Genomic DNA, 23,539 nt, shown 5'->3' on the forward strand with positions numbered 1-23,539 from the left:
AGGCGAGGGCGACTATGTTCGACACGCTGATCACCGGCGGCATGGTCGTCAACGCAAGCGGTCAACTTCCTGCGGATATCGGCATTCTCGACGGAAGCGTCGCGGCCGTCCTAGCGCCTGGCGAGCCCGCCATGGCGCGCGGCTTCGTCAATGCGAGCGGCAAAAAGGTGCTGCCCGGCCTGGTCGATGCGCATGTTCATCTGCGCGAACCGGGAATGACGCAGAAGGAGGATTTCGAAAGCGGCACACACGCAGCGGCGCTCGGCGGCGTGACGACCATTCTCGACATGCCGACGGACGATCCCTGGACGGCGACTGCGCAGCAATTGTCGGATAAGATGGCGAGCGCGGCGGGCAGAATTCATGTCGACGTCGGCTTTCAGGCCGTGGTTTCAAAGAGTTATGACAGCCTGGAGGCCCTGCTTGCTTTGTCGCCGGTCTCTCTTGAACTGTTCACGGCTGACGTACCCGTCAACTATCGGTTCGATAGTCTGGATGCTGTCACTGAGACGCTGCGCCGGCTGGCGGGTACCGGCGCGGTGATAGGCGTTTCCCCCGGCGACCAGTCGATCCTCGAGGGAGCCGGCGTGCGGGAGCGCAGTGTTGGCGTTCCGGCATTTTTGGCCAGCAGACCGCCGCTCGCCGAAGCCGGCGGTATTGCACGCGCGGTACTGGCGGCGGCTGAGACCGGCGCGCGCGTGCATGTGCGTCAAATTAATTCGAGGCTCGGCGCCGAGACCTGGAGCCGTCTTCGGAGCATGGCTGATGTCACCGTGGAAACGACACCGCAGAACCTGTTCTTCACATCCGACGACTACGAGACGGAAGGTGCCCGGCTGAAAGGATCGCCTCCGTTTCGCGGTCGCGACGATGTCGCGGCCTTGCGCCGAGCGGTCTCTGAGGGCCTGATCACAATCATGGCGACGGATCATGCGCCGCACACCCCGGCCGAAAAGTCGGCAGTCTATGGATCTTTCGCAGATATTCCCGGCGGGATGCCGGGTCTTCAGACATTGCTCTCGGTGATGCTGGACCTTGTGGCGGAGAAGGTAATAGGGCTTTCGGATCTCGTGCGGATCTGCGCCTACAATCCCGCTCATCGCTTCGGACTTGGACGTTCGAAAGGCTCGATTGCCGTCGGCAGCGATGCCGACATTCTAATTGTCGATATGGACCGACCGACTGTCATCACCAATACCGAGCAGGCCTCCCGTGCCGCCTATTCACCATTTCACGGCAGGCGCACGGCCGGCCGGTTGACCGACGTCTTCCTGCGCGGCGCACGCATCGTCAAAGACGGAACGCTTATTAATCCCCGTCGCGGCCAAGTCGTCCGCAGGACTGCATAAAGGAATGCCGATGCCTTTGCTCGACAGGAAAATTGCCATTGTCACCGGCGCGAGCTCCGGCCTCGGCCGGGCGATCGCACTTCGCTACGCCGAAGAGGGCGCGGTCGTCGTGATCGCCGACGTCTGCGAGGCTCCGATCGAGGGGGGTGAAACGACCCTTTCCTGCATCGTTGCGGCAGGCGGAGAGGGCATGTTCGTAAGGACCGACATCTCCAACTGGGCTGACGTCGATGGGCTGGTCTCACAAACGGTGAAAGAGTTCGGTCGGCTCGACATCATGGTCAACAATGCCGCGATCTATACCTCGACCAATCTCCTTGAAACCTCGCCCCAACAATGGGATAGGGTGATCGCCGTCAATGTCACCGGGTTCTTTTATTGCTGCAAGCGAGCCGCGCAGCAATTTCTGGCGCAGGAGCCGACCGGTGAAACGCGTGGCCGCATCATCAACATTTCATCGCAGCACGGCATGGTCGCTTGCCCTGGTGATTTCCCATACGGCGTCAGCAAGGGTGCAGTCGTACAAATGACCCGGCAAATTGCCGTCGACCATGCTGCGACAGGTATCGTTTGCAATGCGATTGCCCCCGGCAAGATCGTCACCGGCAAACCGGGTGTCGCCAACGATCCCGACGCTCTCGATTATTCGCGCCGTCGCACCCCTTGGCCGCGGCTCGGCGAGCCACACGATGTCGCGAGTGCCGCGCTTTTCCTCGCCAGCGACATGGCGAGCTACATGACCGGCGTTAACCTGATGGTCGATGGCGGCTGGATGGCGGGCTGATGATCACAGCGTATGAAGATCGCCAATAACGGAAAGGAAACGGACCATGGATCTCGGATTGAAAGGCAAGACTGCCCTGGTATTGGGCGCCGGCGGCGGGCTTGGCGGGGCAATTGCTAAAACGCTCGCCGTCGAAGGCGCGCGGATCGCGGTTGCAGATATCGACAGGGAAGCAGCGGATAAAACGGTTGCCGATATCCGCACGGCTGGCGGCTTAGCGATGGCGCTTCAATGGGACCTTGCCGAACTCGGCGTGATCGAGCCCAATCTCGCCGCCATCGACGAGCAGCTCGGCTCGGTAGACATTCTTGTCAATATCACCGGCGGCCCGCCGCCGACGCTCGTTTCCGGTCAGAGTGCCGAGAGCTGGCGTAAATACTTCGACAGCATGGTTCTGTCGGTCATAGCAATCTCCGATGCCGTACTTCCCAGGATGCGTGAAAAGAAGTGGGGACGCATCATCACCTCGACATCATCTGGCGTCGTCGCGCCCATTCCCAATCTTGGCCTGTCGAATGCCCTGCGCATGTCGCTTCTCGGATGGTCTAAAACACTGGCGGGCGAGGTCGGTCGTGATGGCGTGACCGTCAATGTCGTCTTGCCAGGTCGTGTCGCCACACAGCGTATCGCCTTCCTCGACGAACAGAAGGCGAAGCGCGAAGGGAAGGCCGTCGAGGAGGTTTCAGCGGCAAGCACTGCATCGATCCCAGTCGGGCGCTATGGTGATCCGCAAGAATATGCCGATGTCGTCACGTTCATGGCAAGCAGGCGCGCCTCCTATCTGACCGGATCGGTGATCCGGGTGGACGGGGGGCTAATCTCAAGCGTGTGATTGCGCCCTGCCTTCGCTTTCTGTTGACAAGCAGGCCTTTGACTGAAATTTCGACTGCCTTGACTGCGAGAAGAAGCCATCGGTTGACCAGCGATGTTTGCTATGGCTTTAACTCTCAGTCATGGGCGGAGCCATTGAATTTCCAATGGACAGGCGCGGCTAACATATTTGATTGGCCGCATGCTCGCCGGGCGAGAGGCCGCTCCTCCGATGGCCTGTTGTCGCGAACGATGCGCCGCGCAGGCGCTGATTTGCATCACTTTTCAAGCAAGAGTGTTCTGACGCCAAACGATGGGTCTCGGCCGTCTTTTTCAAAAGCTGCGTGACGCGATCAAATACAGCGTCGCCTGCAGCCTTCGGTCCTTGCGCTCGAGTGTAAGCGTCCGGTGAGGGCCGTCTTGCGAGGTTGAGACGAACATCGGAAGTCCTAGTGCAAACACTAGGAGTAGTCCTATGACGAAGCATCAGATTGAAGTGATCACGTCTGTCGAGCGCCGACGGCGCTGGTCTCAGGAAGATAAAGAGCGGCTCGTTGCAGCCTGTCTCGAGCCAGGTGCAGTGCTTTCCGAGATTGCCCGTGCGGCCGGTATCCATGTCAGCCAGCTCTTCCGTTGGCGCAAGGAGCTTTGTCAAATCGAGGAGCCGAGGACGGAAACAGCGAGCACGTTGGTGCCGGTGGTCGTGTCCGAGGCCGCGCTTCCAGCCTCGCCCATTCCCTCGGGGCCACCCACCCCATCGCAGTCCCGCCGGAAGCGCAGCGATGTGACGATTGAACTCGGTCGGGACCGTCGTATCCGCGTAGACAGCGACATCGACACGGACGCGCTGGGCCGCATTCTCGATGTCGTGCTGGGGCGGAGATGATCCCGGTTCCGAGTGGTGTGAAGGTCTGGCTGGCGACCGGTCACACGGACATGCGCAAAGGCTTCCCCGGTCTGTCGCTGATGGTGCAGGAGACGCTGAAGCGCGATCCGATGTGCGGACATTTGTTCGTGTTCCGGGGGCGCGGTGGAGGTCTTATCAAGGTGATCTGGCATGACGGACAAGGAGCCTGTCTATTCACGAAGAAGCTGGAGCGCGGCCGCTTCATCTGGCCGTCAGCCGCTGACGGCACGGTGGTGATCACACCGGCCCAGCTCGGTTATCTGCTCGAAGGCATAGACTGGCGGATGCCGCAAAAGACCTGGCGGCCAACATCGGCAGGATGAGCAAAAGCACTGGAATGGCGGACTCGAATATGATTCCATCCTGCCATGAGCGACGCGACTGATGAGCTTCCGGACGACCTTGCCAGTGCGCTTGCACTGCTGGCCGAGGAGCGTGCCCGGCGTATCGCTGCCGAGGCAGAGGCAGCGACCGCCAAGGCGCAAGCCGCCAGCGCAAAGGCGCTCGTGTCGCATTCCGAAGCGCTGATCGCGCGGTTGAAGCTGGAGATCGAGAAGGTTCGCCGCGAACTTTACGGCAGCCGGTCAGAACGCAAGGCGCGACTCCTCGAACAGATGGAACTGCAGCTCGAGGAGCTGGAGGCTGACGCTGGCGAAGACGAACTGGCGGCAGAGGTTGCGGCCAAAGCCTCGACGGTCAGGGCTTTCGAGCGCAAGCGTCCATCACGGAAACCATTCCCTGAACATCTGCCGCGCGAGCGTGTCGTTATCGCGGCCCCGGCGAGCTGCCCTTGTTGCGGTTCGGGCAAGCTGTCGAAGCTGGGCGAAGACATCACCGAGACCCTGGAGGTCATCCCGCGTCAGTGGAAGGTGATCCAAACGGTGCGGGAGAAGTTCACCTGCCGCGAATGCGAGAAGATCACCCAGCCACCAGCTCCTTTCCATGTGACGCCGCGGGGCTTTGCCGGGCCCAGCCTTCTGGCGATGATCCTGTTTGAGAAGTTCGCGCAGCATCAACCGCTGAACCGCCAGAGCGAGCGCTATGCCCGAGAGGGTATCGACCTCAGCCTGTCGACGCTGGCAGATCAGGTCGGCGCTTGCGCCGCGGCGCTGAAGCCACTCCATTCGTTGATGGAAGCGCATGTCCTGGCTGCCGAGCGGCTGCATGGCGACGACACCACAGTGCCGATCCTGGCGAAGGGAAAGACCGATACGGGTCGCATCTGGACCTATGTCCGAGACGACCGGCCGTTTGGCGGGCAATCGCCGCCGGCGGCTCTCTACTATGCTTCGCGAGATCGACGACAAGAGCATCCCGAGCGCCACTTGAAGGCCTTCACCGGCATTCTGCAGGCTGATGCCTATGGCGGCTACAATCCGCTGTTCAAGGTAGACCGCGATCCGGGGCCGCTGACGCAGGCGCTCTGCTGGTCGCACGCGAGGCGCAAGTTCTTCGTGCTGGCCGACATCGCCCCGAATGCCAAACGCGGCAGCCGCGCCGCGCCGATCTCGCCTATGGCGCTGGAAGCCGTCAAACGGATCGATGCGCTGTTCGACATCGAGCGTGAGATCAACGGGCTTGCCGCAGCGGAACGCCTGGAGCGCCGTCGCAAGCACAGTCTGCCGCTTGTCGGCGAACTGCACCGCTGGCTTCAAACCGAGCGGGCAAAACTGTCGCGCAGTTCTCCGGTCGCAGAGCCGATCGACTACATGCTGAAGCGCTGGAACGGCTTCGTGTCGTTCCTCGACGACGGCCGGATTTGTCTCACGAACAATGCCGCCGAGCGCGCGCTCAGGGGTTTTGCACTTGGAAGGAAGTCATGGCTCTTCGCCGGATCGGATCGCGGCGCTGATCGTGCTGCCTTGATAGTGACGCTGATCATGAGTGCCAAGCTCAACGACATCGATCCCCAGGCTTGGCTTGCTGACGTCCTGTCCCGCATCGCCGACACGCCAATCAGTAAGCTGGAGCAATTACTCCCGTGGAATTGGCAACCACAGGGACTTAACGCTCAAGCAGCCTAACCTGCGGCCCTCACCGGATGCATACGCTCGAGTGCCAGCACCATCTTTTCGAGTTCGACAATCTCGGCGACGTCCGGCGTGTAGCCGCCAAACCCGTCTCCGACGGATTCGACAACCCGTTTGCCGTACGAGCTCGGCCCCAGCACGTCGTCCGCGCGGATTTAGCGGAACTCGCTTCCGCCGTCGAAAAAGCTTTCGCCAGCGACGAGATCGACTTTGCGTCGCGTTTGGCCGAAGCGAAGGATCGAGCTGACATTGCGCGAGGCCGTGAGCCTAATCGTCAGCGGTTCGCCATCCTCCCAATCAAGGTCGAGCAGCATGCCGCCGCGAAGGCGCAAGCCACGGATACTGCCGCCCGGCCATGCCGTCGGCAACGCAGGGAGTAAATGGATTTCCCCCGGACGCGACTGCACGAGCATTTCCACGATGCCTGCCGCGCCGCCGAAATTTCCGTCGATCTGAAAGGGCGGATGAGCGTCGAACAGGTTTTTGTAGCTTCGTTCCGGTGTGAGAAGCAGTTTCAGTACGTTATGAGCATGGTTGCCATCGCGCAGCCGCGCCCAAAGGTTGATGCGCCAGCCGATGCCCCACCCCGTCGCCTCGTCCCCGCGGATCTCCAGTGAACGGCGGGCGGCGGCGGCGAGGTCGGGCGTTCTGTCCATGTCGATCTGCCAGCTCGGGTAAAGGCCGTAGAGATGCGAGACATGGCGGTGATGCATCTCCGGCGCCTGCATGTCCCAGTCTTCGAGCCATTCCTGCAACTGGCCATTCGCGCCGATCCTGTCGGGCGCAAGGCGCGGCAGCACACGATCGATGTCGGCGACAAGCTCGGGCTCTCCACCGATTGAGACCGCGAGAGGGCGCAGGAGACCCAAAAAATCGCGGATGAGTTGGCTGTCCATCGCCGGACCGGCGCAAATCGACGCTCCGTACGGGTGGGCGTTTTCGGGTGAAAGCGATGGGTTCGTCACCAGATAATCCGTGCCGGGGAACGGAACAAGCACGTCGAAGAGGAAGTGCGCCGCCTCCAGGGCGATCGGAAATAGTCGACGTCGCATCGCTTCGGCGTCATCAAGGTAGTCGCATGCGTCCAGCAGCTGCGCCATCAACCAGATACCGCCCATTGGCCAGAGTCCCCACTTGGCGCCGTCGATCGGTCCCGTTGCGCGCCAGAGATCGGTATTGTGATGCATGACCCAGCCGCGGGCGCGATAGTGTACGTGTGCCATCACCTTGCCGGTCTCGGCAAGCTCTTCGGCCATTTCGACGAGCGGCTCGAGACACTCGCGCAGATTGGCCGGCGCCGGCAGCCAATAGTTCATCTGGAGATTGATGTTGGCTGTGTATTTGCTGCCCCAGGGTGGATCCGTTTGCGCATTCCAAATGCCCTGCAGATTGGCCGGTTGCGTCCCGGGACGCGACGAGGCAATCATCAGATAGCGGCCGAACTGGACATAAAGCGCTGCCAGCGCCGGATCATCGCCGCCAGCGAATCCAGCGATACGTTGGTCGGTTGGAAGCGACGCCGCAGGCGTCGATCCGAGATCAATGGCGAATGCGCTAAACAGTCGCCGATGCTCCGCGATATGGTCGTCGCGCAACGATACGAAATCGCGCGAAGCGGCTCTTTCAAGTCTATCGATGATATCGCGCTCGGGATGTCCCAACACGTCGTCGTAGCGCCTGAAGCTCGTCGCCGCGTCGAGAAAGACCAGAACCTCGTCAGCGCCTTCTACCGACAAGCCTCCCCCAGAAGCGTTCACCGTTCCACCGCTGTTGATAAGCCGGACGCCAAAGGCGAACCGGAGAGCGGCGGCAATGCCGGATTCCGCTTTGCCCTTCCCCGAAAAGCTCAACTGCGATCCCTCTCCTATGCTCATCTCTCCCTGCTGCGGACTGTCGATGGAGATCCGGCAGCTGATCGCGCGTTTCCGGTCAGCCGAGAGGCGTAGGACGAGCACACCGTCGACCGGCGACACGAAGGCTTCGCGCAGGTAGGCGATGCCGTTGGCGGTGTAAGACGAGGTAGCGATGGCGGTATCGAGATCGAGCGCACGCCGATACCCGGAGACACTCTCGGCGAACTTGAATTCGAGGCGGAGATCGCCGATCGGCTGGTAGGACATCTGCTTGATCGGCCGTGCCATCAGACGTTTTTCGGCCAGCGCCTCGGCGTCCGCATAATGGCCGTCGAAAATCAGCTGCCGCACGGTTCCCAGATGACCAAAAGCGTCTGGATTAACGGGCTGATAGGGACCGCCGGCCCAGAAGGTGGATTCGTTGATCTGCAGGTGTTCGCGCAGGGGATCGCCGAAGACCATGGCCCCGAGCCGGCCGTTGCCGAGCGGCAGCGCGTCCGTCCATAGCTGTGCGGGCGCATCGTACCAGAGAAGATGAGACGTCATGACTACCCCGCCGGAAGGGTGTTTGCCGGGCGCGCCCCGCGGATGCGCTCACCGTCCCCACCGAAGAGCAGGGCCCTTCGTGCGGGGAAGCCGGCGGTGACGCTTTCCCCGGGGCGGCGGATGGTCTCGGAGCGGTCCTCGATGATGACGGCCTGCCCGGAACTCAGCGTGCCATAGATGAAACGGGTGCCGCCGAGATTTTCCACCACGTCGACCTTGAGGTCAATTGCGCCGCCGGCATCGTCGTGTCCGGTGAAGTGCTCGGGCCGAATGCCGGCCTTGATCAAGATGTCGCCTTCGCCGTGCAAAAGGCCCGTCTTGAAGACAGCGCCGCAATCGAGCCTGACAACGCCATTGGGGTCCAGCGTGCCATCCAGGAAATTCATCCGCGGGGAGCCGATGAAACCGGCGACGAAGAGGTTGTCGGGGTCGGCATAGAGCGTATCCGGTGTCCCTGTCTGCTCGATCTTGCCTGCTCGCATGACGACGATCTTGTCGGCCAGCGTCATCGCTTCCGTCTGGTCATGGGTGACATAGATCATCGTTGCGCCGATGCGCCGGTGCAGTTTCGCGATCTCGACACGCATGGACACCCTGAGTTCAGCGTCGAGGTTCGACAGCGGCTCGTCGAACAGGAAGACGGCGGGATTGCGCACGATCGCCCGGCCGATGGCGACACGCTGACGCTGACCACCGGAGAGTTGCGCCGGCTTGCGCTTCATCAGCGGTTCTATCTGCAGTGTTGCCGCCGCAACGGCAACGCTGCGCTGGATCTCGGCCTTTCCAAGGCCCGCCATGCGTAGCGAGAAGCCGATATTCTGCTCGACGGTCATATGCGGGTAGAGCGCGTAGTTCTGGAAAACCATGGCCACGCCGCGCTCGATCGGATCGGCTTCGTTCATCCGCCGCCCGTCGATCTTGAGGTCGCCTGCCGTGATCTTTTCGAGGCCGGCGATCATCCGTAGCAGCGTCGATTTTCCACAGCCGGAAGGGCCGACGAACACCGTGAACGAGCCATCGTCGACGCTCAGATTGAGATTGCCGATCGCCTCAAAGCTCCCATAGGTTTTGTCGATATTCTGCAATTCTACGCTGGCCAAAATTTCCTCCCTTTGACCGCTTGGCAAGCAGAGCGCGTCAGGTGATCCGTCGCGTCGAGCCTCGCAGGATGATGTCGCATTCGAGAACGATGCTGTGCGTCGCGCCGCTCGAGGATTCCGTCAGGCGTTCCACGAGAATGTCCGTGATCTTTTCCGCGATGCCGGCGACCGGCTGCGCGACCGCGGTAATGCCAGCTTCGTAGAGCCGGAAGACCGCTACGTCGTCGAAGCTCGCCAGCGAGATATCGTCGGGCACGTGACGGCCGTTCTCCTTTAGCCAGCTGAGTGCCCCGACCGCCATGCCGTAATTGGCGGAGAAGATAGCTGTGGGTGGGCGCTCCAGCGACATCAGTCGCTTGGTCGCCTCGTAGCCGCCATCCATGCGCCAGTTGCCGCGCACTGCCAGGGAAGCATCCACGACGATGCCCCGCTCACGCAGCGCCTGCTCGTATCCGGCCAGGCGTTCGATGCCCGACGAATTGCGCGGGTCACCCGTCAGCATGCCGATGCGCGTATGGCCGAGATCGATCAAATGACTGATTAGGCGGTAGCTCGCGCGGTGGTTTTCGACCATCACCCGGTCAGCCGCGAGCCCACGCACGTCGTTATTGTAGAAGATGATCGGCACGTCATGTTCGATCAGGTCGTCCACCCGGTCATAGACTTCGGCCGTACCATCCATGATCAGCGCATCGACGCGCTGCGCGGCGAAAAAGTCCAGCGCTTCAGCAACAACGCGCGGATCGCCGCCATGGCAATAGGTCAGGAGCGCGCGACCAGTCGAGCGGACCGAAGTGGCCAGGTGCTCCAGCATGCGGGCATGAAACTCATCGAAGGTCGGGACCAGAAAGCCGATCATATGGGTTAGATCGGTACGGATAGACGCAGCCGCCGCATTTCGCCGGTAGCCGAGCTCCTGGATCGCCCGCTCGATCTGCTCGCGGTTCGAGCGACGGACCGTCTCGCCGTTGAGATAGCGCGACACGGTGCCGACAGCGACGTCCGCCACCCTGGCAACGTCGATGATCGTGGCTCCCCGCCGCCTTCCGGCCGTCCGATCCGTTTCATGCATTTCAAGCGGGCTCCTGCAGTTATTCATCGGATTGTGACGCGTTTTCGCGTCCATCTCCCTCGTATAGCCCGGCGCCTGGCCGCTCACCAGCATTGAGAGCGGCGGTGCGAAGTCTGACGCATGGAAGGCGTCGATCCTCATCACGCGCCTTCGAAGACCACGGCACTATGGATGCGCAGTCGTGGTACCGTGATGCTGATGGCGCCGTCTGGGCCGGCTTCCCAGGCCAGATCCTCTCCGGTCATGGCATCGAAAACCCGCTTCGGCTTTGCCGGCAACCGCACGCTGGCGTTAACCGGGCCGATCGCCGGGATGTCCTCGATCATTTCCATCACCCGTGTCGAGCCGTCATCGCCACGAACATCCTTGCCGCGGATCTGCGGCGGTCCGTAGAGAAGATGCAGGATGTGGCGATTGTGCCCAATCTGTCGGGTCAGCGTTGCCCGGCCGGATGAGGGAAGATCGGTAACCATCGCCGGATCGGGAACGAGACGATCGAGAAGCCCGCGAACGACATATTTATAGAGCGGCTGACCGATGGCCCGGTAAAGCCGAAAGATCGGGTAGGCGATATAAGCGGTGCCCCCATGCTCGGTCACGGCAGCGCCAAGCATATCAGCGGCTGTATCGTCCGGAGCATGCTGGTGCGAGCAGAAATGTTTGTAAGACCGGTTGAAGTAGGAGGGGTAGATAGCGGCCAGCACCGTTGCGTCGACCGGGCGGACGGTTTCGGCTTCATCGTAGAAAACGAAAGCCGTTTCCGGCATGGACGGATCAAGGTCCTTGCCTGCCTTCACATAGCTCGGTTTGAACGCGACTGGCGTTGGCTGCCGCTCGATGCCGAAATCGACGGCAAATGCACCATCATCCCCGATGCCCGAATGCCAGGAGGCGATGATCTTGCCGCCACTGGCGAGATAGGCTTTCAGCCGCGACGCAAGCGCGGCATCGACCGGGATTTCGTCCGGCAGGATCAGCAGCCGGTATTCCTCGAAACGAGCGGAACTGTCGAGCACGTCGAAGGGCCGCTTCAGTTCCTGCAGCATCTGTGCCGCGCCATCGTCGCTCGGATGGTTGCGCGCGCCCTTGGGGTTCATATGCTCGGCCGACAATATGGCGATCTCGGAGACCTGCTTGGCTCCATGCAGAAACGGCTCCAGCTTTTCGACGCGTCGATAGGCCGGCGCGATCGAGGCATAGGTATCAGGATTGATGGCGCCGTTCGGATGCAGCTGGTCGCCCACCAGGCACTTCGATCCGAGCGCGATCATCTGCGCACATTCATATTCCAGTGCGTCAGGGTGCTTGAAACCGCCGAACTCGCCCCACGAAGTGTGGAACTTGCCTGTATGAGCCAGGAAATCCATGCCGAGCGTTGCCGCGTAGCGCGCGCTGGACGGAAAGTGATCGTAACCCCAACCGCCGGTCGGCAGGCTTTCGAGCTCGAGATGAGAATAGGTGGAAAAGCGCTTCGGGCCCTGCTTGTGGATATGTCCGCAATTGTAGAAGACGCGAAGATTGGGGAACTCCTTAAACAGCGCCTCGCTCGTTTCGCGGCGGAACTGTTCGTTGACGGCCTCGTCGTTCTTCAGCCGGTCCGCCGAATTTTCCGGATCGAGACCCTCGCACTGCATGCGCTCGATGCAAGCCGGGCAGACACAATCCGGCGTGAGGATGATATCGAAGAACAGACCCTGCGTGGGATAGCTTTGCGCGACTTCGCGCGCCTGGTCGAGAATGTATTTCCGTAGGCCGGCATGGTTGAGGCAGAGCGTATGCCACGCCGGGCTGAGCTGCTTACCCGCCGAAGGGTCGTCCGGACGGTCGTGGTGGTATTGGTTCGACGCGGTCATGGCGCGCCATTCGGGATGTTCGCGCGCCGTCAGCTCGTCCCACTGTACCGATATATAGATCGGGCTTTCGATATCGCCTGCCGACAGCGCCTTCACCATGTCGCCGAGGAGGTCCGGGCGGGCCAGCCGCGGATGCGGCTTGCCGACCTTGGTCGGATAGTAGGACCAGCCGTGATGGCACTTGGCGAAGATCGTAATCGAGTCGACATGCGCCGCCTTCAGCGTTGAAACGAAGATATCCGGATCGAAGTCGGCGCCGATGCCGGGAATATGTTCCGACGTATGGAAGTCGAGATGGATCTGGCGGTAGCGCAACGGCTTGTTTTTGGTGTTCGGCATGGTCCTATTCCTTTGCGCCGGTGCGGGTTTGAGAGCCGGCGGCGAACTGACGTTGGAAGACAAGAAAGACGAGGAGGGGAACGATTGTCGTGATGATCGCCGCCACCGAGCGCAAGTCCCAATTGATCTCGTAGCTGCCGGAGATGCGGGCAAGCAGCACGGGCAGGGGTATGTCGTTGCGCAGGAAAAGCATCGGCAGCAGCAGGGCGTTCCAGGTCCAGAGGAACTGCAGGATTCCGACGGCGAAGATCGGCGACAGGCTGTTCGGCAGTACCACATGACGGAAAGTCGCAATCGGTCCGCAGCCGTCAATCTTGGCGGCTTCCACTAGTTCGCGCGGGAAATCCTCGAAGAAATTTTTGACGAGGAAGATCGACCAAGCAAAGGACATCCCGACATAGGGAATGAGAACGGAGAGAATGTTGTCGATCAGCCCGAGATCGCGCCACAGCGTGAAGAGCGGAATGATGACAACCTGCTGCGGCAACACGAATGCGTTGATGATGATGATCAGCAAGATGCGGCGGAACGGGAAATTGAGGAAATGAAAGGCGTAGGCCGCCGCCGGCGTCAAAAGCATCGTCAGCGCCGTCGCGATCCCCGCTGTTTTCATCGTCACCCACATGGATTGGGACAGCGGATATTTGTCCCAGACGCGGTGCCACGCGTCGAAGGTCAGATCGAAGCGCTCGAAGTGCCACCAGCCAAGCGAGACGCCCTCGGGAGGACGCAGGGAGGTAACAACGATACCGACGATTGGGATGACCCAGATGCAAGCGATGATGCCGACGAAGATGACAATCCAGCGGGGAGCCTTGCCGATCATTTCGCACCTGCCGTTCGCTGGATGATGGCGGGGATCGAGACGATGAGCACGGCCAGCAGCAGGATGACGGTCGCGGCGGCGCCGTAGCCCAGTTTGAACTGGGTCATGGATTCCCGGTACATGAAATAGCCGACCGTCTCGGTTGAGCGCACCGGTCCGCCGCCCGTCAGGATGTAGATGATGTCGAAGGCGCGCAGCGAACCCAGAAGATTGATGAAAACCGCGACACGCACGCCGGGCATCGACAGCGGCATCATGATATGGCGCATGGTCGAGAGCGGCTTGGCGCCGTCCATATAGGCTGCCTCGAGCACGGATTTCGGGATTGCCTGGATGGCGGCGAAGATCAGCATTAAGGGCAAGCCCACGCCGCTCCACGATGCGGCTATGATGAGCGCCCACAGTGCGGTATTGGCGTCACCGAGCCAAGCATGCGAGAAGCCGGAAAACCCGAAAAGCTGAATCAGCGAATTGAGCAGGCCGCCGGCATCGGCCCTGTAGATGCCGATCCACATGTAGCCCGAAACTGCCTCCGAAATACCGAAGGCGGCAAAGATCATCACGCGGAACGGCAGCGTCTGTCGTGGCGCGAACGCGCACGTCATTGCCAGAGCCCAGCCAATCGAGACGGAAATCACCGTCGTCCCGATCGTGAAGATCAGGGTCGTTAGCAGCGTGCTGCGAAAGGCGGCGTCCGAAAACAGCCGCACATAATTGCCGAAGCCGATGAAGGAAGGCTTCCGCAGGCCCTGTATGTCCCAGAAGCTCAAGCGGATAGTCTCCACCAGCGGATAGACGACGGCGACGGCAAAGAGCACGATGACGGGTGCGATCAGGATCAATGCGGCGGGCGTGTCCCTGAGCAGACGCCGACGGCCTTGAATGCTGACCGCCAGCGGCGAAACCTGCATCACGCCCGCCGCCTCCCGCGCCGGGGAAGCCGAGGTGCCGGCCATCAGTAGTATCCCTGGGCCTTGGTTTCGATTGCCGCAAGGACGGAATCGATATTGGCAGCCGAGGGATCCTGGAGAAATTTCTGCAGTTGCACCCGATATTCATCGACGAGATCGCCGGGCAAGAGATCTCCGAGCACGAATTGCAGCTTCGAGCTTGCGACCGCTGATGTCGCCACCTTCTGCGTCTCGCCATAGAGCGACGTGTCGGTATTGCTGCTTGGTGACGCATAGCCGTTCTTGGCAAGAATGTTGGCGGCCTCGGCGCTTGTCCAGAAATCGAGGAAGGCGTCTGCTGCCTTCGGATTGGGGCCGTTTGCCGTGACGAGCAGTTCCTTGGTATCGACGCTCGACGTGTCGTCATGACCCATCCCGAGGGCGGGGAACTGGAAGAGACCGTAATCCTTACCTTCGGTGAGTTTGTAGTCGTTCTTGGCGCGGTTATTCATCCACATGCCGATCAGCAGGTAATTTTTGGCATTCGCCTGGAAGATTTGGTCGGCTTCCCCGTCCCAGTCGTTGGCGAGCATGCTGTTCGGCGCTCCGCAGCAGCCCGCGGTCAACATTTCGGCATATTTTGTAAGCGCATTCTTCACGGCCGGATCGGTCCACGAAATTTCGTGCGCGCCTAGCTTCGAAGCCGTCTCGACGCCTGCCGTTCTCAGCAGCAGCGTTTCAAACCATTCGGCATGCGCCCAGTATTTGCCGGGAATAGCGACCGGAGCCGCGAACCCAGCTTTTGTAAGCTTCGCAAAGCTGGCGACGAACTCGTCCCAGCTCCTCGGCGGCTCGGTGATGCCCGCCTTGGCAAGGTGCTCCTTCTTGTACCAGATGCCGGAGCGGTCGCCAAAGGTGTAGGTCAGGCCATAGGTCTTGCCGGCTATAGCGCCGAGATCCTTCCAGGATTGGCTGATGAGCCTGTCCCAGCCGAAGGATTTCCATTGGTCGTCGATCGGCCGCAGCATGCCGGCATCGAGCAATTCCTTCCGGAAGGCCGGCCAGGTGTTGTAGAGGACATCGACCACTTCGCCGCCCATGAGTGCCGTGCGGATGCCACCGCGCATGTCTCCTTGGCCGGTAATGGCAACTTCCCTGATCGTCACTTTCGGATATTTCGCGGTAAATGCATTCTGGATCTTATGCATCATGTCGAGCTCGGAACCGCCGAGCCAATTCAGCACCACAAGTTCGCCACTGACGATATCCTGCGCTTTGGCGCTGCCCGCCAGCGCCATCAATGCGGCACCTCCCGCACCCGCAAGCAGGGTGCGGCGACGTATCTCATGTGAGAATCCACTGCTGTTGGTCATGTCACATCCTCCCAAACGTTGACTTTGCCATTCGCACCAATTTAATTGAAACGTTATCATCTATCTTGAAACTAGCAAGGGTTTATCTGATAGTGCTGCAAAACATAGGAGCATAAAATGACCCGGCTTAAGCACAGCGTAGCGGTCGTCACCGGTGGCGGTAGAGGAATCGGTCGGGAGATCGCCCTTTGGCAGGCGCGCGAAGGCGCCAAGGTCGCAGTGCTTGCACGAACCGCCACTGAGATCGAGGAAACAGTCTCGCTGATTGAAGATGAGGGCGGGCAAGCGATCGCTGTGACGACCGACGTCACCCAATACAGCGCCGTCGAAAATGCTTTTGCGCGGATCGCATCTGAGTTCGGTCAGGTTGATACGTTAGTCAACAATCACGGTTCCTTCCAGGCTTTCGGACCAATATGGGAGTGTGATCCTGTTGCCTGGTGGCGGGATGTGGAGATCAACTTGCAAGGGACGTTTCACACCTCCCGCACGGCTTGTTCGACCATGTTGGCGCGCGGCAGAGGCCGGATCATCAATCTCGTTGGCGGAGGGACGGGCAACAGTTTCCCGCACGGTTCTGGATACGCATCGAGTAAAGCAGCGATCATGCGGCTGACCGAGTGTCTCAATGATACGACGATCGCTCATGGCGTACGCGCCTTTGCCGTCGACCCGGGGCTCGTACGCACTGACATGACGGAAAAGCAGTTGTTTTCGGAGGCAGGCAAAACTTATCTGCCCGCCATCCAGCAGCTCTTCGACGATGGCATCGATATCCACCCTTCTCGAGCTGCACTTCTTATCGCGGACATCGCCGCCGGCCGTTTCGATGTGCTTGCTGGTCGCCTGTTGCGCGGCGTCGACGATCGAGATGTGCTGGAAAAGGAAATGGACGCTTTGGCTGAAGCCGATGGAAGGGCATTGCGTTTCAGCGCGATAGAGCAGCAGAAACTCTGATGGCGATGAAACGGCGCGCCGAGCAGTAGCAGCGCTGCCTTGGCCGGCAGCCCGGAGCGCCGCGCGATCGGTGCGTTGGGCCGCCGCCGAGACAGCGAGAGGATAGACCGCGCTGCAGCCGGCGCCCATCAAGGCAAAGCCCGCCAGCGCGACATAGGGATGCGGCGCCCCCGACACGGCGCAGATGCCGATGGCCGAAAGAACAAGCAACATCGTGGCGACGGCCCGCGCGCCAAACCGATCGACCAGCGGATCGACGAACAGGCGCGCCAGCGCCATGCAGAAGGTAAAGAGCGTCAATCCCGGTCCGCCAATGAAGGGCTCGACCGAAAACACATCGCGCATATAGATCGCCGACCAGTCGATCCCGGCGCCTTCGACGAGAAAGGCCGCGATGCCGATCACGCACAGCGGCATGAGGCCCCAGGTGGGAAGCGCTACCAGCGGTGCCTTGCCTTCATGCAACGCGATCCGCGCCAGCGTATGCCGAGGACAACAACCCCGACAAAGGTCACGGCGAGATGGAGTTCCATCGAAATGCCCGCTTTGGCGGACGACCGATGAGAAAAGCGCCGTGACGAGGCGAACCGGACGGCGGCTCGGCCACCGTCCCAGTCCACGAACTACCGCCCACCCTCGATCTTGCGATGGCGCTGGTTGATGCCGCCCTTGCCGTAGGGATAGTCGAACGGCTGAGGCGCGCTCACCTCGTTCAGTCTCGCCATCTCGTCGTCGGAGAGTTTGAGCTTCATGGCGCCGAGATTGTCGGCGAGCTGTTTCGGTGTGCGGGCGCCGAGGATCACGGAGGTGATCGCCGGCTGCGCCGCTGTCCAGGCGAGCGCCACCTGCGCCATGCTGACACCATGCACCTTGGCGATCTCTTCGACGACAGCGATGATCGCCCAGGTTCTCTCCAGCGCATTGCGCGGCGCATAGGATTCGCCGCCGCGATTGGGGTTTTCACCGAGGCGGGTGGCGCCGGTCGGCATCTCGTCGCGCTTGTACTTGCCGGTCAGCCAGCCGCCGCCGAGCGGTGACCACGGCAACAGACCCATGCCGGCATCCTGGCAGGCCGCGACGATCTCGAGTTCGATGTCGCGCACCAGCAGGTTATATTGCGGCTGCAGCGTCACCGGACGGGTATAGCCGCGCGCCTTGGCGATCTCCGAGGCCTTGGCAATGTGCCAGCCGACATAATTGGAGAAGCCGTAATAGCCGATCTTGCCGGAGGATACCGCATCATCGAGGAAACGCAGCGTCTCTTCGATCGGCGTCAGCGCGTCCCAGGCATGCATCTGGTAGAGGTCGATCTGCTCGAGGTCGAGGCGGCGGAGCGAATCGTCGAGCGCCTGGCTAAGATGCCGGCGCGACAGGCCGATATCATTGGGTCCGTTGCCCATCGGAAAGCGTCCCTTGGTGGCGACGATCGCTTGGCGGGCCTCGGTCGGGCGGGCCTTCAGCCAGCGTCCGATGATCTCTTCCGACTTGCCGGCGCTGTAGACATCGGCGGTATCGATGAAATTGCCGCCCCAGGCGAAATAATCGTCGAGCAGCTTGTGCGAGGCGGCCTCGTCGGCCTCCGCGCCGAAGGTCATGGTGCCGAGGCAATAGGCGGTGACGACGGTCCCGCTGGGACCGAGCTTGCGATAATCCATCTTTTCCTCCTCTTTGAACACAACCGCGGCATCAATGGCGGCTGTCATTTCGATGTCGACGGCGGTGAATGAACGAGCAGCGAACTGCCTTCACACGTCCCAAACGGGCACCAACCGCCGTAATGCAGCAATTCAAAAATGCTACAATGTTGTGAAAAGCCGCGCGGCGTTGTCGTCAGAAACCGGCGACGTGCAGCGATTTGTAGGGGGCTTCGAGCGCCTTGACGTCATCACCGGTGAGTTCGAAGCCGACCGCGGCGATCGCATCCTCGAGATGGCTCATCTTGCTGACGCCGACGATCGGCGAGGTAACGACCGGCTTCTGCAGCACCCAGGCCATCGCGACCTGCGCCATGGACGTCTTGCGCGCCTTGGCGACGGCTTCGACGGCCTCGACGACGTCCCGATCGCCGGTCTTCTCATACATGCTCTTGTTGTAGCGGTCGGTGGTGGCGCGCTTGGTCTCGGTGCCCCAGGGACGGGTCAGCTTGCCGCCGGCAAGGGGGCTCCAAGGAAGGACGGCGATACCCTGATCGCTGCAGAGCGGCAGCATTTCGCGTTCTTCCTCGCGATAGGTGAGGCTGACCTGGTTCTGCATCGAAACGAACTTCGTCCAGCCGTTGACCTCGGCTGCATGCTGGAGCTTGGAAAACTGCCAGGCCCACATCGAGGATGCGCCGATATAGCGGGCCTTGCCGGCGCGCACGACGTCGTTCAGCGCCTGCATGGTTTCTTCGACCGGGGTGAACGGGTCGAAGCGGTGGATCTGGTAGAGATCGACATAGTCGGTGCCGAGGCGGCGCAGGCTGTTGTCGATCTCGCTAAGGATCGCGGCGCGGGAAAGACCCTGGCCGTTCGGCCCGGGACGCATGCGGCCGAAGACCTTGGTCGCCAGCACGATCTCCTGGCGGGGCGCCAGTTCCTTGAGCAGGACGCCGGTGATCTCTTCGCTGGTGCCCTGCGCATAGACATTAGCCGTATCGAAGAAATTGATGCCGGCGTCCCATGCGCGCTTATAAAGTGGCCGCGCCTCTTCGAGCCCCAGAACCCACGGGCGTTCGTCGGTCTGCTTGCCAAAGGACATGCAGCCGAAGCAGATGCGGCTGACTTCCAGCCCTGTCTTGCCAAGTCTTGTGGTCTTCATGGTCTTTCCTCAAAGTTGTTGATCGGCGGTGCCGGAATGCGCCTCGCGGCATCATGCGCCGGTAACGTATTTTCGCCAGTTGTGTTCTTCCTTGAAACCGAGAACCTCCCGGATCTTCCGGTTCGAGAGCGGCGCTTCGAATTCGCCGAGCTCCCGGAGGATCGGCGTGTTCGTCGCCCATTTGCCGAGGAAATCCCGCGTTGGCTCGCTTGCCGTGATCGTGTCGTTGACGGCATTGAAGACCTGGAAACCGAGGCCGTCGGCCCGCAGGCAAAGATCGACGATCTGCCCGAGATCGCGGGCATCGATGTAGCTCCAGGCGTTGCGCTTGCGCGATGGCGGATCGGCAAGGAAGCCCGGAAAACGCTCATATTCATGCGGTTCGATGACGTTGGCGATCCGCAGGGCGTAGATGTCGATGCCGCTGCGCATCGCAAAGGCGCGGGCCGTCTTCTCGTTAACGACCTTGGAGAGCCCATAGCTGTCCATCGGGTCGATGTCATAGTCTTCTTCGAGCGGAAACGAATGGAAATCCTTGTCGCCCTCGGCAAAACAAACGCCGTACGTGGTTTCGCTCGACGCGATGATCACCTTGGGAGGCCGAGCTTCACCGCCGCTTCGATGACGTTGTAGGTCGAGGCCGCATTGACCAAAAAAGTCTGGTTGTCGGGCTTGAGCAGCAGGCTCGGTATAGCGGCGAAATGCACGACGGCATCGACCTTGGCCGGTCCGCCCGGCGCCTGCAGATCCTCGCCGCTGAAATGCATCGACAAGGCGTTGAAGGTCTGGCCGCTATCGCTGAGATCGGTGATCAACGTCTGCACGCCGGGGCAGTTCAAGGGAACGAGGTCGAGGTTGCGGACCTTGTGTCCTTTCCCCACCAGATATGGAACCGCATGGCGGCCGGCCTTGCCGCTACCGCCGGTAAAGATGATCCGCTTGCTCATGTGATGTGTCCGCTTCCTGATGAAGGTTCGATGGAAGCGGTACAACGCGGGAGAGCGATGAATCAATAGAGTGGAAATCACTGTACCGATGAATCAGGCTCATCGATTGGAAACCGTCGCTAAAATCCGTTCAAGCCGCGAACGATCTTGATCAGCGCGTCGACGCCGAAGGGAAGCTGCCGCCGGCTGGAATAATACATCGAAAACGGCGGGCCCATCGATGCCCATTTGGGAAGGACGACTTCCAGGCGGCCTGCGGAAACGTAGGGGCTTGCCAACCGTTCCAGGCAATAGCACAACCCGGCGCCTTCCAGAGCCGCATTGATGGCAAGATCGGTTTCGCCTGATATCAGCGCTCCGGGAACGTCGATCTCGCGCCGGTCATCGCCGCGTTCGAATTCCCACTTGTAGATCTGGCCGCGGCCCGTCCGTATCCGGATGCAGTGGTGGGAATTGAGGTCCTCCGGCATGACAGGGCGACCATGACTTCTGAGATAATCAGGGGCAGCAACCGCGACCCACTTTAAAGGAGGAGTGAGAGGAACTGCGATCATGTCTTCCGGGATGGTGCCGCTGTACCGAATACCGGCATCGAACCCGTCCGCGGTGACATCGATGAACTGGTCATCCACGGCGACCTCAAGCTCGACATTCGGGAAGCGTTGCTGGAACACCGGAATGGCTGGCCGCAAAAGCAGAACGGCGGCATCTTTCAGAACATTGATGCGAATGCTGCCGGCGCCACCTTGATAATGTCCGTTCAAGTCCTCCAATCCGGAGTTGATAAGCTCGAGCCCGGCAGAGATCTTCTCGGCGAGGGCTGTTCCGGCGGCGGTTGGTGCAACGCTGCGGCTGGTTCGATTAAGGAGGCGCACGCCCAGCCTTTGCTCAAGCGCCTTCATGCTGTGGCTCAGGGCGGAAGCCGTTACTTCTAGGTGATCCGCCGCTTTGCGAAAACTACGGTATTGGACTATCGCGAGAAAGATCGACAGCTCGTGAATTTCATTGCGCTTGAACTGCATTATTGATCTCAGGAGGCTAATTTGGCGATACTTCGCAACCGGTCTTAAAGGCTCTAGCTCGTTCGGTGCAACTCAGCACCCGGATCCTGCTTTACCGGCTCGGATTCTCCACTGCTGATCACAGAATTACCCTGTATCATAGAGCCTTTCAATCTCCGGCCATGGTATCGAAAGCGTGAGGGCGCTCTACGACCTGATGTCGGAGCGCCCTGAGCTGCGTTGGCCAATGTTGCGATGGTTCCGTGGGTTCTTTCCGAGGCGCGGTCATTGTCGAGCACGTCCCGACCACGTGCCCTGCAGCTCGGGATCCTATTTGCAATTTGGATGCCACGAGGTGGCGCGACAACGCGACGGCAATGGCCGCGCTATTGCCTAATGGCGGCGAATGGCGCCAAGTCGAACTAACAGGTATCCCGCACCGCTGATCTCAATCAAAAGATCTGCTCTCATTTCCCTGTCGGTTACGACCTTGATTTTGGTCCATTTGTCGACGTCAGCATCAAGAGGAAAGGGCAAACCCTCTCGCAGCATGAGGGTAAGCTCAGGCGCTCTGTCCGACTTATAGATGCAGATCCTCATCGCACGGCGCCCAATTGCACGAGTTCATGACGGTTATATTGCGCTGCGTCATGATCTATTGCAACGCCGCAAAATCCTTTTCCGCAATGCCCTCGTCGACGGCAGTTCCCTTGTCGCTAACCCCGCTGACTTCCCCCACTGACCTGGGTCACGAAAGGTTAACCACGCAGAATGCCGCCGACCGTTTCAAGGCCGAACGGGTGTTCGCCGATGCTTCGATGGTCGTCGACCCGCTGATTTTGATCGACATCTCGGAGATGATCCGCGATGCCGGCTACTACGTAGCCGAGGCGACTTCCGGCGACGAGGCGTTCGCGTTCCTCGAAACGCCCGGCTCCCTGGAGCTCCAAACTCGCAGCCGTCGAGACGACGGCGAGGATCCACCAATGTCCCCGTCGTCATTGCCATGATGATTTGCCGAGAACGCCTGGATCGCAACCTGCCGACCGCTATGGAAGCTTGCCTTCCCGTTCAACGCAATCTATATTCTGTTCAACGCAGGAGCATCTCATGGGCACCCAACCACAAAGTGCGGCGGAACGCGAAGCGAAGGTCGCGTTAGCCCGCAACAAGCTCGTGCTCGAGCAAGCGAAGGCCGTCGGTCTCCTTGGCACGGCGAAGAATACCCGCTTGTCGGGGCGAGTGCCTTCGGAGCTGATCGAGGCAGCTAAGAAGCGGGCCCATGTTACCTCCGACACCGAGCTGCTGGAATTGGCGCTTTCACGGCTGGCTCTCGAAGACGACTTCGGCTCGCGCCTGGTGGGCCGCAAGGGCCGCATCCCGACGGATATCGATCTTGGGATTTGATCTCTCTGAAGCCCTCCGATCACTAAAACCCCAGAAGCACGTCGGGTCGCTCGAGCGCAGGCCCGACGAAGATCTTCCCTGGGTTGCTGACGAACCGGCAATTGGAGGGCCTCTGTTCCTGGACACCAGCGTCTATCTGGATGTGCTTCAAGGGCGCTCGCCGGTGGAGGTCGATAGGCTGATTACGTATCGACTATGCCACCATTCGGCGGTCTGCCTGTCTGAGTTGACCCATGCCTTCGGCCGACTGGACCCCGGGCACGCCTCAACAAAGGCGGTCCTCGACACAATCGCGGCGACGGTCGATGACATTCCGGAACACCGACTTCACGCCCCAGATGCAGCCATCTGGGGACATGCCGGCGTGTTGGCGGGTCTGCTCTTTCGTCTGAGCAGCCTGCCAAAGGGGGAGCGACATGAGCGCCGCTTCGTCAATGACGCCATGGTCTTCTTGCAGGCACGGCAGCTGGGTGCGAGCGTGCTGACTGGCAATGTCCGCGACTTCGATTTCCTCTCACAGATCATACCGACCGGTCGGGTCATCCTCTATCGAGCCCGAGTGGGGGCGCGATCATTATGAACGCCCAGTTCTCACTCTCGGTCGCTATTCTGCACGAACTGGAACAGCTGGGGCTGGCACCGACAACAGATGTCAACTGCCCGCGGCATACGCAGGTATTCTGCGTTTTGTGGCGG

Annotated in this window: 20 protein-coding genes and 2 pseudogenes; 10 read left to right on the top strand and 12 right to left on the bottom strand. The window is 60.8% G+C overall.

Translation table 11 applies throughout. The features are described 5' to 3' along the window. Positions 1-14: 14 nt before the first annotated feature. From AC244Q_RS34590 to tnpC, 6 genes are all read left to right on the top strand, one after another. Positions 15-1,349, top strand: a complete 1,335-nt coding sequence (locus AC244Q_RS34590) for a dihydroorotase (RefSeq protein ID WP_128407789.1) — start codon at positions 15-17, stop codon at positions 1,347-1,349. 10 nt (positions 1,350-1,359) lie between these two features. Next, positions 1,360-2,133 (top strand): SDR family NAD(P)-dependent oxidoreductase, encoded by a 774-nt coding sequence (locus AC244Q_RS34595; RefSeq protein ID WP_012760383.1) that lies wholly within the window; start codon positions 1,360-1,362, stop codon positions 2,131-2,133. A gap of 46 nt (positions 2,134-2,179) precedes the next feature. Continuing rightward, a complete protein-coding gene (locus AC244Q_RS34600; protein WP_017997312.1) occupies positions 2,180-2,965 on the top strand; it encodes an SDR family oxidoreductase in 786 nt (261 codons plus the stop codon). Between the two features lie 453 nt (positions 2,966-3,418). Continuing rightward, positions 3,419-3,829: an IS66-like element accessory protein TnpA gene (tnpA, locus tag AC244Q_RS34605; RefSeq protein ID WP_018244910.1), complete on the top strand. Its 411-nt coding sequence runs from the start codon at positions 3,419-3,421 to the stop codon at positions 3,827-3,829. Further along, the gene (gene tnpB, locus AC244Q_RS34610) at positions 3,826-4,173 is read left to right on the top strand and encodes an IS66 family insertion sequence element accessory protein TnpB (RefSeq protein WP_003551791.1); all 348 of its coding nucleotides are present in this window, start codon (positions 3,826-3,828) and stop codon (positions 4,171-4,173) included. Before tnpA ends, tnpB begins: the two co-directional genes overlap by 4 nt. 45 nt (positions 4,174-4,218) lie before the next feature. Next, positions 4,219-5,874, top strand: a complete 1,656-nt coding sequence (tnpC, locus tag AC244Q_RS34615) for an IS66 family transposase (RefSeq protein WP_487764169.1) — start codon at positions 4,219-4,221, stop codon at positions 5,872-5,874. A gap of 161 nt (positions 5,875-6,035) precedes the next feature. Here tnpC and AC244Q_RS34620 read toward each other — a convergent pair whose 3' ends face one another. The 7 genes from AC244Q_RS34620 to AC244Q_RS34650 form a co-directional block, all read right to left on the bottom strand. Further along, positions 6,036-8,279 carry a glycoside hydrolase family 95 protein gene (locus AC244Q_RS34620; RefSeq protein ID WP_128408224.1) on the bottom strand — a complete coding sequence of 748 codons (2,244 nt, stop codon included), beginning with the start codon at positions 8,277-8,279 and terminating at the stop codon, positions 6,036-6,038. Positions 8,280-8,281: 2 nt separating this feature from the next. After that, on the bottom strand, positions 8,282-9,379 hold the full coding sequence (locus tag AC244Q_RS34625) for an ABC transporter ATP-binding protein (protein ID WP_012760380.1): 1,098 nt from the start codon (positions 9,377-9,379) through the stop codon (positions 8,282-8,284). Positions 9,380-9,416: 37 nt separating this feature from the next. Then, positions 9,417-10,451: a LacI family DNA-binding transcriptional regulator gene (locus AC244Q_RS34630; RefSeq protein ID WP_003554807.1), complete on the bottom strand. Its 1,035-nt coding sequence runs from the start codon at positions 10,449-10,451 to the stop codon at positions 9,417-9,419. A 140-nt stretch (positions 10,452-10,591) separates the two neighbouring features. Further along, positions 10,592-12,643, bottom strand: coding sequence for a beta-galactosidase trimerization domain-containing protein (locus tag AC244Q_RS34635; protein WP_128408223.1), 2,052 nt, complete (start codon positions 12,641-12,643; stop codon positions 10,592-10,594). Between the two features lie 4 nt (positions 12,644-12,647). Then, positions 12,648-13,469, bottom strand: a complete 822-nt coding sequence (locus AC244Q_RS34640; protein WP_003554805.1) for a carbohydrate ABC transporter permease — start codon at positions 13,467-13,469, stop codon at positions 12,648-12,650. Then, complete coding sequence (locus AC244Q_RS34645) at positions 13,466-14,425, bottom strand: carbohydrate ABC transporter permease (RefSeq protein WP_128408222.1); 960 nt, start codon at positions 14,423-14,425, stop codon at positions 13,466-13,468. The genes AC244Q_RS34640 and AC244Q_RS34645 overlap by 4 nt, the downstream gene beginning before the upstream one ends. Continuing rightward, positions 14,425-15,732, bottom strand: coding sequence for an extracellular solute-binding protein (locus AC244Q_RS34650; protein WP_128408221.1), 1,308 nt, complete (start codon positions 15,730-15,732; stop codon positions 14,425-14,427). Before AC244Q_RS34650 ends, AC244Q_RS34645 begins: the two co-directional genes overlap by 1 nt. A 117-nt stretch (positions 15,733-15,849) precedes the next feature. On the opposite strand from AC244Q_RS34650, the gene AC244Q_RS34655 reads away from it, so the two are divergent. Further along, positions 15,850-16,689, top strand: coding sequence for an SDR family NAD(P)-dependent oxidoreductase (locus AC244Q_RS34655; RefSeq protein ID WP_003554802.1), 840 nt, complete (start codon positions 15,850-15,852; stop codon positions 16,687-16,689). 57 nt (positions 16,690-16,746) lie between these two features. Here the strand turns inward: AC244Q_RS34655 and AC244Q_RS34660 are convergent. From AC244Q_RS34660 to AC244Q_RS34680, 5 genes and pseudogenes are all read right to left on the bottom strand, one after another. Beyond that, positions 16,747-17,268: pseudogene (locus AC244Q_RS34660) on the bottom strand (MFS transporter); the annotation flags it as partial. Positions 17,269-17,312: 44 nt separating this feature from the next. Next, a complete protein-coding gene (locus AC244Q_RS34665) occupies positions 17,313-18,344 on the bottom strand; it encodes an aldo/keto reductase (RefSeq protein WP_431673204.1) in 1,032 nt (343 codons plus the stop codon). Positions 18,345-18,519: 175 nt separating this feature from the next. Then, entirely contained in the window at positions 18,520-19,488 is a 969-nt protein-coding gene (locus AC244Q_RS34670) for an aldo/keto reductase (protein WP_003554800.1), read from the bottom strand. A 51-nt stretch (positions 19,489-19,539) separates the two neighbouring features. After that, positions 19,540-20,435, bottom strand: a pseudogene (locus tag AC244Q_RS34675) (NAD-dependent epimerase/dehydratase family protein). A 119-nt stretch (positions 20,436-20,554) separates the two neighbouring features. Continuing rightward, on the bottom strand, positions 20,555-21,457 hold the full coding sequence (locus AC244Q_RS34680; RefSeq protein WP_012760372.1) for a LysR family transcriptional regulator: 903 nt from the start codon (positions 21,455-21,457) through the stop codon (positions 20,555-20,557). A gap of 605 nt (positions 21,458-22,062) precedes the next feature. On the opposite strand from AC244Q_RS34680, the gene AC244Q_RS34685 reads away from it, so the two are divergent. The 3 genes from AC244Q_RS34685 to AC244Q_RS34695 all read left to right on the top strand — a co-directional run bounded on the left by AC244Q_RS34685 (position 22,063) and on the right by AC244Q_RS34695 (position 23,423). Beyond that, positions 22,063-22,446 carry a response regulator gene (locus AC244Q_RS34685; RefSeq protein WP_128407543.1) on the top strand — a complete coding sequence of 128 codons (384 nt, stop codon included), beginning with the start codon at positions 22,063-22,065 and terminating at the stop codon, positions 22,444-22,446. Positions 22,447-22,546: 100 nt separating this feature from the next. Beyond that, positions 22,547-22,843 carry a hypothetical protein gene (locus AC244Q_RS34690; RefSeq protein WP_003554796.1) on the top strand — a complete coding sequence of 99 codons (297 nt, stop codon included), beginning with the start codon at positions 22,547-22,549 and terminating at the stop codon, positions 22,841-22,843. After that, the gene (locus AC244Q_RS34695; protein WP_128407544.1) at positions 22,833-23,423 is read left to right on the top strand and encodes a type II toxin-antitoxin system VapC family toxin; all 591 of its coding nucleotides are present in this window, start codon (positions 22,833-22,835) and stop codon (positions 23,421-23,423) included. The genes AC244Q_RS34690 and AC244Q_RS34695 overlap by 11 nt, the downstream gene beginning before the upstream one ends. Positions 23,424-23,539: the final 116 nt, after the last annotated feature.

This window comes from Rhizobium sp. CB2179, from assembly GCF_057653455.1.

Bases quoted from the DNA above. Each gene is read 5' to 3' on its own strand.
- AC244Q_RS34590 (WP_128407789.1), top strand. From the start codon at position 15: ATGTTCGACACGCTGATCACCGGCGGCATGGTCGTCAACGCAAGCGGT.
- AC244Q_RS34595 (WP_012760383.1), top strand. From the start codon at position 1,360: ATGCCTTTGCTCGACAGGAAAATTGCCATTGTCACCGGCGCGAGCTCC.
- AC244Q_RS34600 (WP_017997312.1), top strand. From the start codon at position 2,180: ATGGATCTCGGATTGAAAGGCAAGACTGCCCTGGTATTGGGCGCCGGC.
- tnpA (WP_018244910.1), top strand. From the start codon at position 3,419: ATGACGAAGCATCAGATTGAAGTGATCACGTCTGTCGAGCGCCGACGG.
- tnpB (WP_003551791.1), top strand. From the start codon at position 3,826: ATGATCCCGGTTCCGAGTGGTGTGAAGGTCTGGCTGGCGACCGGTCAC.
- tnpC (WP_487764169.1), top strand. From the start codon at position 4,219: ATGAGCGACGCGACTGATGAGCTTCCGGACGACCTTGCCAGTGCGCTT.
- AC244Q_RS34620 (WP_128408224.1), bottom strand. From the start codon at position 8,279: ATGACGTCTCATCTTCTCTGGTACGATGCGCCCGCACAGCTATGGACG.
- AC244Q_RS34630 (WP_003554807.1), bottom strand. From the start codon at position 10,451: ATGCATGAAACGGATCGGACGGCCGGAAGGCGGCGGGGAGCCACGATC.
- AC244Q_RS34635 (WP_128408223.1), bottom strand. From the start codon at position 12,643: ATGCCGAACACCAAAAACAAGCCGTTGCGCTACCGCCAGATCCATCTC.
- AC244Q_RS34640 (WP_003554805.1), bottom strand. From the start codon at position 13,469: ATGATCGGCAAGGCTCCCCGCTGGATTGTCATCTTCGTCGGCATCATC.
- AC244Q_RS34645 (WP_128408222.1), bottom strand. From the start codon at position 14,425: ATGGCCGGCACCTCGGCTTCCCCGGCGCGGGAGGCGGCGGGCGTGATG.
- AC244Q_RS34650 (WP_128408221.1), bottom strand. From the start codon at position 15,732: ATGACCAACAGCAGTGGATTCTCACATGAGATACGTCGCCGCACCCTG.
- AC244Q_RS34655 (WP_003554802.1), top strand. From the start codon at position 15,850: ATGACCCGGCTTAAGCACAGCGTAGCGGTCGTCACCGGTGGCGGTAGA.
- AC244Q_RS34665 (WP_431673204.1), bottom strand. From the start codon at position 18,344: ATGGATTATCGCAAGCTCGGTCCCAGCGGGACCGTCGTCACCGCCTAT.
- AC244Q_RS34670 (WP_003554800.1), bottom strand. From the start codon at position 19,488: ATGAAGACCACAAGACTTGGCAAGACAGGGCTGGAAGTCAGCCGCATC.
- AC244Q_RS34680 (WP_012760372.1), bottom strand. From the start codon at position 21,457: ATGCAGTTCAAGCGCAATGAAATTCACGAGCTGTCGATCTTTCTCGCG.
- AC244Q_RS34685 (WP_128407543.1), top strand. From the start codon at position 22,063: ATGACGGTTATATTGCGCTGCGTCATGATCTATTGCAACGCCGCAAAA.
- AC244Q_RS34690 (WP_003554796.1), top strand. From the start codon at position 22,547: ATGGGCACCCAACCACAAAGTGCGGCGGAACGCGAAGCGAAGGTCGCG.